Annotated in this window: 12 protein-coding genes; 8 read left to right on the top strand and 4 right to left on the bottom strand. The window is 42.6% G+C overall.

The genetic code is table 11. From position 1 onward, the window contains the following. The coding region (locus tag F8R90_RS05240; RefSeq protein WP_196509864.1) for a zinc ribbon domain-containing protein at positions 1 to 303 on the top strand (303 nt) is incomplete at its 5' end. Between the two features lie 46 nt (positions 304 to 349). Here F8R90_RS05240 and F8R90_RS05235 read toward each other — a convergent pair. Beyond that, complete coding sequence (locus tag F8R90_RS05235; protein ID WP_196509863.1) at positions 350 to 661, bottom strand: threonine dehydratase; 312 nt, start codon at positions 659 to 661, stop codon at positions 350 to 352. 269 nt (positions 662 to 930) lie between these two features. On the opposite strand from F8R90_RS05235, the gene F8R90_RS05230 reads away from it, so the two are divergent. Next, the gene (locus F8R90_RS05230; RefSeq protein ID WP_230966119.1) at positions 931 to 3,228 is read left to right on the top strand and encodes a glycoside hydrolase family 10 protein; all 2,298 of its coding nucleotides are present in this window, start codon (positions 931 to 933) and stop codon (positions 3,226 to 3,228) included. Between the two features lie 40 nt (positions 3,229 to 3,268). On the opposite strand, the gene F8R90_RS05225 is transcribed toward F8R90_RS05230, so the two are convergent. Both F8R90_RS05225 and F8R90_RS05220 read right to left on the bottom strand, forming a co-directional pair. Beyond that, complete coding sequence (locus F8R90_RS05225) at positions 3,269 to 4,147, bottom strand: phosphodiester glycosidase family protein (RefSeq protein ID WP_331000606.1); 879 nt, start codon at positions 4,145 to 4,147, stop codon at positions 3,269 to 3,271. A 481-nt stretch (positions 4,148 to 4,628) separates the two neighbouring features. Then, entirely contained in the window at positions 4,629 to 6,830 is a 2,202-nt protein-coding gene (locus F8R90_RS05220; protein WP_230966118.1) for a PAS domain S-box protein, read from the bottom strand. A gap of 455 nt (positions 6,831 to 7,285) precedes the next feature. On the opposite strand from F8R90_RS05220, the gene F8R90_RS05215 reads away from it, so the two are divergent. The 6 genes from F8R90_RS05215 (at position 7,286) to F8R90_RS05190 (ending at position 13,235) form a co-directional block, all read left to right on the top strand. After that, positions 7,286 to 8,629 carry an adenylosuccinate synthase gene (locus F8R90_RS05215; protein WP_196509862.1) on the top strand — a complete coding sequence of 448 codons (1,344 nt, stop codon included), beginning with the start codon at positions 7,286 to 7,288 and terminating at the stop codon, positions 8,627 to 8,629. A gap of 106 nt (positions 8,630 to 8,735) precedes the next feature. Continuing rightward, the gene (locus F8R90_RS05210) at positions 8,736 to 9,341 is read left to right on the top strand and encodes a 50S ribosomal protein L25/general stress protein Ctc (protein ID WP_196509861.1); all 606 of its coding nucleotides are present in this window, start codon (positions 8,736 to 8,738) and stop codon (positions 9,339 to 9,341) included. A gap of 99 nt (positions 9,342 to 9,440) precedes the next feature. Further along, a complete protein-coding gene (locus F8R90_RS05205) occupies positions 9,441 to 10,970 on the top strand; it encodes a bifunctional aminoglycoside phosphotransferase/ATP-binding protein (RefSeq protein WP_196509860.1) in 1,530 nt (509 codons plus the stop codon). Between the two features lie 131 nt (positions 10,971 to 11,101). Then, positions 11,102 to 11,608: a hypothetical protein gene (locus F8R90_RS05200; protein WP_196509859.1), complete on the top strand. Its 507-nt coding sequence runs from the start codon at positions 11,102 to 11,104 to the stop codon at positions 11,606 to 11,608. 103 nt (positions 11,609 to 11,711) lie between these two features. Further along, positions 11,712 to 12,503 (top strand): YdcF family protein, encoded by a 792-nt coding sequence (locus F8R90_RS05195; protein ID WP_196509858.1) that lies wholly within the window; start codon positions 11,712 to 11,714, stop codon positions 12,501 to 12,503. A gap of 510 nt (positions 12,504 to 13,013) precedes the next feature. Continuing rightward, entirely contained in the window at positions 13,014 to 13,235 is a 222-nt protein-coding gene (locus F8R90_RS05190; protein ID WP_196509857.1) for a hypothetical protein, read from the top strand. A 5-nt stretch (positions 13,236 to 13,240) separates the two neighbouring features. Here the strand turns inward: F8R90_RS05190 and F8R90_RS05185 are convergent, their stop codons facing one another. Next, positions 13,241 to 13,483, bottom strand: coding sequence for a ferredoxin-thioredoxin reductase variable chain (locus F8R90_RS05185; protein ID WP_313889930.1), 243 nt, complete (start codon positions 13,481 to 13,483; stop codon positions 13,241 to 13,243). Positions 13,484 to 13,853 lie beyond the last annotated feature (370 nt).

The raw sequence follows: 13,853 nt of genomic DNA, 5'->3' as shown, positions 1-13,853 counted from the left end.
GTTCCACCCTACTACACCAGTCAGAATTGCTCTAACTGTGGTGAGGTTGTCAAAAAAACTTTGAGTACCAGGACTCATTGCTGCCCCCATTGCGGAACAGCCTTAGACCGTGACCATAATGCAGCGCTGAATATTCTTGAAATTGGACTCCGTACTGTGGGGCACACAGGAACGTTAATCGCCTCTGGAGACATCGACCTCTGCGTGGGTGAGGAAACTCCTCCAAGTAAGTCGGGTCGCGGAAAGAGGAAGTCCAAAGAGCGATCTTTGGAATCCCCCGCTATATCAGGTACTCCTGATTAGCGCCGGGAGGATGTCAATAAAATCACCCTCCAATTGATGGCTTTTATTAGTTCTTTTTCACATCGCGAGCCATATTGAGGTAGTAGTCGTCAATTTTGGCATTAGGACGACGGCGGTTAGTGGCGGAAATTTTAGAAGTGTTATCCTGATTCGTTTTAATTGGCTCTTTTGCAGAAGCTTGCTTTCTACCTTGCGCCTCATCAGATTCTAAGAAATAATCAGACCTTGTAAATCCGAACAGGTTGGCAAAAAAACCAAATGAATTTCTTACAGCATTGGAAACACTTTTGAATAAAACACCAAACAAGCCTTGAAGGCGAAGGAACAAGTTCCGAACAATTTGAGTTAGACGAAACATAACAGCACCCTCTATGATTGCCTATTATTATTCTGACTTAATTCCAATAGGAGGAATGGTGCTATGCAAAAAATCTACCAGGCGTAGGCATGAGAGCAGCGAGAATTTATTAGAGGTTGTATTTGAAACATTTCTATTTGGCACCACTAACCCTATAACTGCGTCAACTATCTTGCAGCTAAATTACTGTATCAGTTTTCCTGGTGTAGCAATTTAACGTTTATATGGAATGAATATAACCAATTAACCTCATTTAGTAAGCAGAAGTAATGACAACTCAGTTCTGGGAAAAAAGCATAGAAATCAATGCTACTCTAACCAACTTACTAGTTAACACCGTGCGTAGCTTATTCCTATATCGCAGCAAGCTACGCAAAGCGTCTGGTAGAGTTGCGTCTAGTCGGCAGACATCGCCTTTCATTCATCAAGGTTGGTGGCTTTTAAGGAAGCGTCTGCTGCCATTATTATGTCTGATATCATTCATTACGGTATTGCTAATCAACAGCTTTGCCCCTAGCTTTGCCCAACTACCTCCTCAATCTCGTCAAGAAATTCGGGGGGTATGGCTGAGTGGTAACGATTTTAACGTTTTCAGAAATCGCTCAAAGGTGCAAGCAGCCATGAGCCAACTGCGGCAGCTAAACTTTAACACCGTTTATCCAGTAGTCTGGAACGATGGCTATACACATTATCCCAGCGCCATCATGCAAAAAAAGGGTATTCCCTTCTTCTTCAAAGGAACAGATGGACAAGATGTGATTGCAGACATTATCAGCCAAGCCCGCAGAGAAGGGCTACTAGCAATTCCTTGGTTTGAATTTGGTTTCATGGTTCCCCTAAGTTCGGAACTCGCATCCCAGCATCCAGATTGGCTGACACAAAAGCCGGATGGGACTCAAACTTCAATTAGTGCTGCGGGTGAGGTAGCGTGGTTGAATCCGTTTCACCCGGAAGTGCAAAAGTTTATCACCGAACTCGTGATGGAAGTCATTACTCAATACGATGCTGATGGCGTTCAATTTGACGACCACATGAGTTTACCTGTGGATTTTGGTTACGATAAATACACAATTAGTCTATATACTCAAGAAACGGGCAATCCTCCCCCACCGAATCCCCAAGCCCAAGCATGGATAAAATGGCGGGCAGATAAAATCACTGCATTCATGGTAGACCTCCACCAAACTGTGAAAGCTAGAAAACCGAATGCTATCTTCTCAGTTTCTCCTAATTACTATGATTTTGCCTACAAGCTGCAACTGCAAGACTGGCTTAACTGGGTACGGTTAGGTATTGTCGATGAGTTAGTCATGCAAGTATACCGTAATGATTTAGAAAGTTTTATCGCTCAAATTACCCGCCCAGAAATTTTAGAAACCCAAAAAATCATCCCAACTGGTATCGGTATTATGGCGGGGTTACGAAATCGCCCAGTTTCCATGCCACAAATCCAATCCCAGGTGCAAGCAGCGCAACAACGCGGTTTAGGTAGCGGCTTTTTCTACTACGAAAGCCTTTGGGATATCGCGCCTGAACCAGCAGCGCAACGACAGTCAGCATTTGCGGCTCTTTTTCCAAACCCAGCGTTGCGCGATATCTCTCAAAATACACCCCGCAAACCAACTTTTGATACCATATCCCTACCTTTATACACGAAACCTTCCCTCGGTCAACGTGTTCGCGGCTATTTTTTGGAAATGGCGATCGCAAATGGTAAACCAAGGCGTATCTTATTAGATACAGGGTCAGCAGGGCTGCGAGTTCCCAAAGAGTTTTTAGGTAATGCTCCTATCCGCAGAACAGGACAAAATATCAAGGAAGTATTAAGCGATGGTACTATCCTGGAGGGAGAATTAGTTTATGCTAATGTCCGGTTTGGTTTGCTTCCCGCCGCAGAACCAGTTCCGGTACAAGTTGTTACTAGCCGCCAATGTATTGCCCAAAAGCCTAATTGTTCAGCAAAGAGTGGTGCGCCATTTTCTGGTATTATCGGTGTCAACTATTTTGAAAAGTCACTTCCCTATAATCCGTTGAGAAAATTACCAGGAAATCTGAGTAACGGATTTATAGTGATTGGAAATGGTGGTAGTAACAATAATGGCAGCCTAATTCTCGGTTTGACTGCCAATAATCAAGCAGGTTTCAAAATGGCTGCTTGGAGTAAACAAAGCGAAATTAATGGTGTACCCGGTAATAGATGGGACTCTCAACTGAGCAAAGTTTGTTTAACTATTGCTGGGAGTTCTGCTAAAAATCTTTGTAATGGCAAAATGATCACTGATACTGGAACTATTAATGGTTTGACTGAATTTAAGTCAGCTTCTACAGCAGGTAAGCTCAAGCCAGGAGTGTTACGTTCAGCAAATGCTCTGAAAGTAGCAATTAATAGCATTTTTGATTACAGCCTGACACCAGGAAACCGCGACGGATTTAATCGCTGGAATTTGAGTATCTCTCCACAAGCAGAACTTCCTATATTTGTAAATACTGGCATCGCATTTTTTGATAAATACGATGTTCTCTTTGACCAAGTTAATGGAAGACAAGGTTTTCGCAGTCGGCGGTAAGAGGAAAGTAAAGGCTTGCTACCTCAGATAGCATTCAATACTAGCTTTCCTGAACCAGCAAAACTGATTTCACGGGACGCTTGATAGGATTACCCTCCAAATCAACCCTCCCGTAAAAGGTTTTGCCATTGTAATAAAGCGAAGATGAACTCCCCCCATCGAGATTCATCGCTTTATCAGCACCAAGAGTTTTCATAAAATCTGCTAATGCTGGTAAGGATATCCCAGAGTTCGCGGGAGCCGACGGTTTTTGAGCCACCATAACTAAAATAACGCTGCCATCACGAGTGATACCCACAGCAGTTCTGGCGTTGGGTTGGTTGCTGCCAAGTACATCTCGTTTATTGGAATTATCCACAAAGCCCTCTTTTACTGACGTGAGTTCTGGTAATAGGCGTGGGCCTGCACCTATAGCATCGACTAAGTGACAACCTACTGGTGGTGACTGACTGTGTAGTGCAATCGAATAGCTGATAGTTTGCCCACATAAGTAGCGGCGGAATTCTGCACGATTGAATATTTGACTCAGGTAAGGTTTTAAGTTTGGATTGTTTACCAGCCGCTCGTTTTCCTTGGGGTCAGCTACTAACTTCCCTTGTAGGACAACGTAAGATGTGGATTTTTGATTGGCTGGGTCAAAAAAGCCTGCGTTCAAGATAGCTACGGCTCGATGCTTGTGGGCAAATTCCTCTACGGTGCTTACCTTTTGTGATAATGCAGGAGTTACCAAAAATTTGCTATTAGCTGGAATCAACAGAATGTGAGCGATGCTTTGAGGCAAAGTGCGCTCGAAGTAGCGGATAGTTTTTGGTGGTGAAGACGCAATAGTTGATATTGACGGTGTTGAGGAACGCAAATTCAACCACAACACCATTGCCAAACTAATTAATATCAAAGCCAGTAGTTTGATTTTCCTCACATTTAAACCCACTTACGGTTAGCTCAAACAGGACTTACGCAAAATACTTCGCAAACTCTTATTCCCTATAAATATCTCGGTAAAATTCACAGTAACACTGGAATTGCTTTAGTATTACCAGGATATAGAATTTTTACGACTTACCAGGGTAGCTATGACCCTAAACAGGCATCAAATACAGGGACTAACGGCTTTTTAATTGTATGGTTCTGGACTCAAATACTTTTGAAACCTTAATGACTCAGGCAGGGTATTCAATCTCAGGTAGCGCACCTGCACAGTCTAATAGAATAAAGGTATGGTGGATTCATAACCAATACCCAAGAGTAGATCCCATATATAGTCCAGATCAGAAAATAGTGATAACGGCGTATCATATTAACTGATATTCTTTATTTCTATTAACCATTTTTCAATGTGGGCAGGAAGTTTTGGTTGATAGGATTTTTGTAGTCTGTGATATTTTCACCAGCAATATAAATTAGCCATCTCCTGTAACTGATTCTAATTCTGGAGACAGCAAATGTGTGTCTCTGAATGTTGAGGCAGGCAAGTACACTGAAAACTGAGTACCTCTATTTACTTGACTGTAAACATTGACAAAACCACCGTGACTTTTAATAATACCCAACACCGTGGAAAGTCCTAAACCCGTACCTTTTCCTACCTCTTTGGTAGTGAAAAATGGTTCAAAAATCCGTTGCTGGACTTCCGACGACATCCCCATCCCAGTATCCGTCACCACGATCGCAATATAAGAACCCACTTTCGCATCAATATTTATCTGGGCAGAATGTTCACCAATCACCAGATTTTCCGCCGCAATCCTTAAAATACCACCATTTGGCATGGCATCGCGGGCGTTGATGACTAAATTTATCAGCACTTGATGTAGTTGAGTTATATCTCCACGAACGTACCAGAGATTTTTAGGGATATCTATCTGGCAGATAATGGAATTAGGGAATGTTTGAACGATAATTTGCTCAATTTCTGCCATCAAAGGCTGAATTTGGACAATTGTCTGTTTACCTTCAATACCCCGTGCAAAGGACAACACTTGCTTGAGCAAATTAGCGCCGCGTTTGACATTATTTTCTAGGGTTTGCAGTATTTGCTGACTCTGCGAATCGGGCAATTTCTTCTGCAACAGTTGAACTGACATTAAAATTGGGGATAGTATATTGTTGAGATCATGGGCGATACCGCCAGCTAGGGTGCCGATACTCTCCAAACGTTGCGATCGCAGAAGTTGAGCTTCCAATTGTTTCTGCTGCGTAATCTCGGTGTTCACACTCAAAATGGATTTGGGTTGTCCATTATCATGTCGGATCAGTGTCCACCGACTTTCAAGGATAATTACTTTGCCTTCCCTTGTTAGTTGACGCAACTCACCGCGCCACTCACCCGCTTTCATTACCTTCAAGTAAGCATCTTCTAACTGTGGTGAAATGTCTTTATACAAAAGTTGCAAAACATTTTTGCCCACAGCTTCCTCAGCCTTCCAGCCGTATAGTCGTTCAGCACCTTTATTCCAAAACAAGATTTGGTTGTGGATATTTCGCACCAGAATCGCGTCAGTTGATACATCCAGCAGCGCTGCTTGTTCACGGATTTTCTGTTCTGCCTGTTTTTGCTGGGTTATATCTCGCGTCAGTGCCAAATGGATGAACGTACCATCAAATTCGTTACGCAGTGGTACGGCATGAGTTTCCATGTAGCGGCGGGTACCTTTAAATCCAACGATTTCAAACTCCAAAGTCCCTTTGTTACCTTGGCAGATATTTTTATGCAAGTCGGCAAAGGCTGCTCTATACTCTGGTAAAATTACAGCATCAGCTGGTTTACCAATCAAAACATCAGCACTTTCCACTTCCAGCATTGCAAGCCCATAGGCATTAATTTCTAAAATGGTGCCATCCCTGGCAATTAACTTGATGCATTCTGGTTCTGCATCTATCATGGCTCGTAAACGATTTTCGCTTTGGCGTAGGGCCAGTTCCGTCTGCTGAAGTTGCTTGATATAACGCCACAACAAGTCATACAGCAGCCCCACCAGGACTAAATCCACAACAGCAGCGATAAAAAATGTAACTATTGCCTTTTGGGAATTTGCTTGTGACTGCTGCATTCCCTGCTGTAATAAATTTTGCTCCACTTCTAAAGAGTCGTGAATAAGCTGTTGGATTTCTTTGCCGATTTGCTTGTCTTTGTCAGATAAGATTCGCTGCCGAACTGCTTCAAATCCCTGGTTTTGCCTGAGGTAAATTTCTTGTTGCAGGATGTTGAGCCTGTTGCTAATTTTTGGCTCCAACAAAGAAATCCACTGCTGCTTTTGATGGTTCTGGGTAGTTAGCTTGCTGAGAATCTGAATATTGCTATTAGTTTGTTGATAAGCTGCAAGATAAGTTTTTAGATCATCTGCATCTGCTGTAATTAGGTAATTACGTTGTGCCGTTTCGGTATCTTTGAGTGTAGATTGGATACTTTGAAGTTGAGTAACCACTTCATAGGAGTATATCACCCCTTGCTGGTTGTAAATCAGCTTAACAGTGTTGCTATAGGAGACTACAGCGTTAGTAAATATAACTGCTAACGCTAAGATGAATATTGCTTTCAGCTTTTGGACTCGATACCATTTTTTGATCATGCGATCGCCCTTTCTGCCGCAGATGCCCTCCATCAGTTAAAATTAAAGATTAAAAGCAAATACTGAGAATATTTTAATGATTGTGACAGCACGGGTAACAAAATACAATCTCTTCAAGTTTTAAATATCTGGATTTTTTGGGATGATGATTTATACATAATAGTCACAAATAAATCCGCTAATTTTTAATATAAATTCATTTTGAGCAGTAGTATAGCCAATGCAGTTTGGATCAGATTAAGTTGCCTATCCATAATGTTTGTAGATAGATTGCATTGCAACGTATCTATAATTATGGAATTGTAATTAACCTCCCACTATCCATAAATCCAAAACAAAACCAGGGCATTGATGTCAACTTAAAGTTACCGCGGCAGTTTCTAACCGCCTGAATTGAAAACTAAGTTATTCTGCAATAAACTTGACATGATTCAAGCAATGTGTTAATAATTATAGTTTGTGGAAACTTTACTTCTTAATATAAGCTCTTGGCTAACGTCATTGTCATAGGTGCCCAATGGGGCGATGAAGGAAAAGGTAAAATAACTGACTTACTCAGCCGTTCCGCAGATGTTGTGGTTCGTTACCAAGGGGGTGTCAATGCTGGACACACGATTGTAGTTAAAGGTCAGACCTTTAAGCTGCACTTGATTCCCTCTGGTATTTTGTATCCAAATACCGATTGCATTATCGGCTGTGGAACAGTCATCGATCCACAGATTTTGATCGCAGAACTCGACCAATTAAAAGAATTAAATATTTCCACTGACCACCTGCTGATATCTGAGACAGCCCACGTAACGATGCCTTATCATCGGTTGATTGATCAGGCATCCGAAGAACGGCGGGGAAGCCATAAGATCGGCACAACAGGTCGGGGCATTGGGCCGACTTATGCTGACAAATCTGAACGTACAGGCATTCGGGTTTTAGACTTGATGAACCCGGATGGGCTACGTGAGCAGTTGGAATGGACGATTAATTATAAAAACGTCATTTTAGAAAAGCTTTACAACTTGCCACCTCTAGATCCACAAGAGGTAATTGAACAGTATTTGGGTTATGCAGAACGCTTGCGCCCTTACGTTATTGATACATCGTTAAAAATATACGATGCGATTCAGCGACGGCGGAATATTTTGTTTGAAGGTGCACAAGGTACGCTTCTTGACCTAGATCATGGAACTTATCCCTATGTCACCTCCTCTAATCCTGTGGCCGGGGGGGCTTGCGTTGGTACAGGGGTAGGGCCGACAATGATTGACCGGGTAATTGGAGTGTCGAAAGCCTACACAACGCGAGTGGGAGAGGGGCCATTTCCCACCGAATTGGATGGAGAGTTGGGAGAATTGTTGTGCGATCGCGGTGCCGAATTTGGCACAACCACCGGGCGCAAACGCCGCTGTGGCTGGTTTGATGCTGTCATTGGTCGCTATGCCGTGCGGATAAACGGCATGGATTGTATGGCGCTCACCAAACTGGATGTCCTTGATGAATTAGAGGAAATCCAAGTTTGTGTCGCCTATGACATAGATGGCCAACGCAGCGAACACTTCCCCACAAGTTCTCGTCAATTTGCTAGATGTCGCCCCATCTACAAAACCTTACCAGGATGGAAAGTGTCAACAACCCACTGCCGCACCCTGGAAGACTTGCCACAGCAAGCACTGGACTATCTAAAATTCCTCGCTGAATTGATGGAAGTCCCGATCGCGATCGTCTCACTAGGAGCAAGCCGCGATCAAACCATAATCGTAGAAGACCCCATCCACGGGCCCAAACGCGCTTTATTGCAGGCCGACGGCACACCTGCTACCCTGCTCAGTGCTTAGTTAAAAGTTAAGAGTTAAGAGTGAGGAGTAAGTAATTAATTCAAAACTCCTAACTCCTAACTTCTAACTCCTAACTCCTAACTCTAATTAACAACTCACAATTTCTATGGCTATTACAGTCGAATCTCAAAAACGCCCAGAAGGCAGCAAGCCAAGAGCTTTGCGCCGTTCTGGACTGATACCTGCCAATTTATACGGTCACAAAGGTACAGAGTCAATTTCTTTGACCATTGATGCCAAAACTGTTGAGCGCTTGCTCAAAAGAGTTTCAGTCAACAATACATTGATTGAGTTAAACGTTGCTGATGTACCTTGGCGCGGCAAAGCCCTACTGCGGGAACTTCAAATCCATCCAGCAAAAGGTACACCCTACCACCTCAGCTTTTTCGCGGTTGCAGGCCACGGCGACACAACTGTAGGAGTACGGCTGCGTTTTGTGGGAAATGCTATTGGTGTTAAACAAGATGGTGGTGTTTTAGACACCGTAATCTCCGAATTGCAAGTGAGTTGTGCGCCAGAAAACATCCCAGATGTAATTGAAATCGATGTCTCTAACCTGCAAATTGGAGACAGCTTGAGTATTAGTGATATACCCTTTCCTGAAGGTGTAACACCTCTAGCTGAATCAGAACGACTTGTTGTGAGCGTTTTGCCACCACAAATCAGTGCTGATGACGCTGGGACAGCAACTGAAACTGAAGCAGCTTCTTAAGCTAGGTAAACTGTGTAATAATTTTTGATGATACCAGGGGGGAACTCCTGGTTTTTTTGTATTTGAACCGCAGAGGCGCAGAGAGCGCAGAGGACAGAGATGACAGAAGCGACTCTTCCAGTCTTAATTCAGCAAATGTTACAGCCGGGATTTTATCCCCATCCGGTAACAGAACCCATTCAACTAATTCAAACCCACGTTTCTTATGTGCTGCTGGCTGGGGATTACGCTTATAAGCTGAAAAAACCTGTGAATTTTGGTTTTTTGGACTTTTCCACCTTAGAAAAGCGGCAGCATTTTTGTCAAGAAGAGTTACGGTTAAATCAACGGGGTGCTGGTGAACTGTATTTAGAAGTTTTGCCTATAACTCTGGTAGGGGAAAAATATCAGTTAGGGGGAACGGGCGAAGCTGTAGAATACGTGCTGAAGATGTGCCAGTTTCCTCAAGAGTCTTTATTAAGTACACTTTTTGAACAGGGTAACTTAAATGAGACACACCTAGAAGAGTTGGGACGGGTCGTGGCTCAATACCATGCCGAAGCACAGACGAATGATTATATTCGCAGTTTTGGTGAAGTGCCAAAGGTTCGGGCTGCAATTGATGAAAATTATCAGCAAACTGAGAAGTATATTGGTGGCCCACAGACTCAGGCGCAGTTTCTAGAAACAAAGCAATATACAGATAATTTTTTTGCAGAACATCCAGAATTATTTGCTAACAGAATTCAAAACGATTATATTCGTGAATGTCATGGGGATTTACACCTGAGAAATATTGCGTTGTGGCACGACAAAATCCTGCTGTTTGATTGCATTGAGTTTAATGAGCCGTTTCGCTTTGTCGATGTGATGTACGATGTGGCGTTTACGGTGATGGATTTGGAAGCGCGGCAGCGCAAAGACTTGGGTAATGCTTTTTTGAATGCCTACATAGAGCAAACTGGAGACTGGGAAGGCTTACAGGTGCTGCCCTTGTATTTAAGCCGTCAGGCTTATGTCCGGGCAAAGGTAACTTCGTTTTTGCTAGATGATCCGAGTGTACCCGCGACGGTAAAGGAAGAAGCGACAAAAACCGCCGCTGACTATTACAAACAGGCTTGGGACTACACTAAACCAAAGCTGGGACAACTAATTTTGATGTCGGGGTTGTCAGGCTCTGGTAAAAGTACCACAGCAAGGAATTTAGCCCGTCAACTGGGAGCGATTCACCTTCGTTCTGATGCAGTGCGGAAACATTTAGGGGGAATTCCCTTATGGGAAAAGGGTGGCGATGATTTATATACCCCTGAGATGACCGAGAAAACTTACACAAGGCTATTGGAATTGGGAATTATCCTGGCTAAACAAGGTTTTTCGGTGATTTTGGATGCCAAGTATGATCGACAGCAGTTGCGGCAAGAAGCGATCGCTCAAGCTACGAAGTATCAACTTCCGCTTCAGATTATTCAATGCACAGCACCGTTAGAAGTTTTAAAAGAACGTCTTAACAATCGCACTGGTGATATTGCTGATGCCACCGCCGATTTATTAGACTTACAAATCAAACAAGCTGAACCTTTTACTGAAGAAGAACAATCCTACGTAAAGATTTTGGATACAACTCAATCACAACAGGCACAATTAAAATAATTCGTAATTCGTAATTCGTAATTGAATCGAAAATTAGGAATTACGTTAGCGAGTCAGATGCTCCTACGTTGCTAACGCTTCTCTACGAGACGCTGCGCGAACGAATTAGTTAATAGCCTTTTTTTTATTCTATGGCAGACAAAAAGAACGATTTTTTCAGTATTTCTCCCAGCTTCTTTTCTCAGTTGTTATTTGGGGCATTTTTAACATTTATATTAATAATGACCGGCTCTGCACCAGCCCTGAGCATCTTTTTAGGTATCATGGGCGGTTTCATCTTAAGCTGGATCACAAATGTAACCAATAATAGCCCCCAGCCTCCAACTGTAGCCTCTTCTGATGGCGTGGATACAGGATTGAAATACTGGTTATTTTTCATGCTTGGCTTTGTGTATTTGGGGTATCCAGCACCCATGAGTATCTTACTAGGTGGAATAGGTGCTTTAGCTGGAGGCTGGATTACTGCTTGGTGGGGAAGTAAGGAAGAAACTAGAACTCAGCTGCAAGTTGAAGAATCAGAGGAGGGCGAAGTTGAACCAACGAACGATAGGATCAACAAACGGCAAACAAGAAGAAGTGCCCGCCGTTATCGTCGCACTCCTGGAAGTAGTATCAATCTCAGGTTTTGGGAAAAGTAATAATTTGGGAATGGGGCATTGGGCATTGGATATCGGGCAATAATCAATAGTTCTTCTTCCTCATCTCCCTCATCTCCCTATTTCCCATTCTCTATTCCCCAATATGTTTTTATATCTATCCAAATTACTGCCACTATTTTTTTATCCACTAGGATTAGCCTGCGTGAGCTTGGTAGTAGCATTAATCATGTTGTGGAAACGACCGCGCACTGCGGCGATCGCAATTGCTTTTGCCCTAACTTTATTGCTATTTTGCAGTAATGCTTGGATTGCTAAATCACTCGTGCGATCGCTAGAATGGCAAAATCTGCCACCTGCCCAAATACCAGTTGCAGAAGCAATTGTGGTTTTAGGTGGCGCAACCAAATCAGCGTTTCCCCCCAGACCTACCGTCGATTTGAGTGAATCAGGCGATCGCGTAATTTATGCCGCACAACTGTATCGCCAAAAAAGAGCGCCTATAATTATCCTCAGTGGGGGTCGCATTGATTGGCGTGGAAGCGGTTCATCAGAGTCGGCAGATATGGCAACAGTACTCACATCTATTGGTATTCCATCTGAAGCGATTGTTCAGGAACCTGAATCTCTTAATACTTATCAAAATGCAGTGAATGTCCGAAAAATTTTGGAATCACGTGGCATCAATCAGGTGTTATTAGTTACTTCGGCGATGCACATGCCGCGATCGCTTAGAATTTTTCAACGTCAAGGAATTAATGCTATTCCTGCACCCACTGACTTTATCGTTAGTGAGGGTGAACTCCAAGAACTCGGCAGCACTCCCAAAGGCGCTATATTGAATTTATTACCTGATACCGATAACTTACACCAATTTACCAGCGCTTTAAAAGAGTACATTGGTTCTTTTGTCTATCGCTTACGAGGTTGGCTCTGAAAGAGTGATAATTATATAGTTCCTTGATCACGAATGCTATTGATCATAAACTCACCACCATATAATTTCGCTATATGCTGAACAATACTAAGCGCTAATCAAGAGCCTTGTTGTTCGTATAACTTCCGATTAAAAATGAATATTTGAGCAAACCCGTAAAACTCAAGCGTCTGGCAGCCACAATTCAACTGAAGATAATTATCCAAAGAATACTATATTCACAGGATTCCTTGAAGACAAATGAATGGAGATAATTACAAACATCTTTGTCATCAACGACAAATCTTTACGCCAAGACTGAGCGAATCTGTCCCACATACATTTAACTTCGGTAAAATCCGTCAAACCCTCCCGTGATACCCTAAAAAATAATCTGCTATCGCATCACGTAAACAGGCTCAACAGCATTACTCACAAGATTTTATAGTCGCGTATCGCCAATAGCTATAATTTCAATAGTCGCGGAGTTTTAATTTTTAAATAACTTAGCACTTAAGCACTCATAAAATTATGTCTAAAAACTTACCCTATATTATCCCATCCCCTCAACCCCAAGTTGAAGAAGCTTTTGCTACTTACCAAACAACCCACCAGTTCTATCACGAAGTTCGTTCCCGGTCAGAGTTTCAGCGTTATTGTGAATGGTATTATACAACAGCAGAACAGCACCGCCAAGAGCTTAAAAGAATGCGCGGCGAACTGAATATTTTCCAGTGGTTTCGCCGCCGATGAGTCATCTAAATGACTTCTAATTCATTTTCACGTAAATGGGCTTTAAACTTTTTACTAAACTGGACTACAATCGGCAGATTAGCACTTACGGGTCTGTCTCGCCATTGGGTGGCAATATTTACTACATCTCCTTCTTCACCTTTGATGTCAAAAGGCTGATTCCGATGTTCAGGATGATGATACACTACTACCGAATCTTTAACGCGGACGCGATCGCCAACTTTCATAACAAAATTTACATCTAGCATTTGCTTTTCCACAAGTATCTGCTACAAAATATATGAATGAACTACCTCATCTTACTTTGTTGAAGATGAGGTTTCTACATCCCCATCAGTAAGTTTAGATTTTTGTAAAAAGCCCTAGCAAATAGAATTCGCCCCCAGAAGAGACTTTAACTGTCTACGCGGGCTTTCAATTTCTTAAGTCCAGGCAGCCACTGAGGCAATAGTTTAAACGATGCCTTTGTTAATTCTTTAATGCATATCTAGTTCAAAGCATGTGGGAGTAAAAACACAGATTTGATCGTCTGAGAGAGCGAGCACACTAATCTTAACCAATTATTGGCATAACCGAATGGGAAGCGATCGATATTTAATCTATCAGCTTCAAGTATTA

Origin of the sequence: Nostoc sp. NZL, from assembly GCF_015714705.1 — a bacterium.
In the GTDB taxonomy this organism is placed as follows: domain Bacteria; phylum Cyanobacteriota; class Cyanobacteriia; order Cyanobacteriales; family Nostocaceae; genus Nostoc; species Nostoc foliaceum_A.
This window is presented reverse-complemented; position numbering and strand designations above follow the sequence as displayed.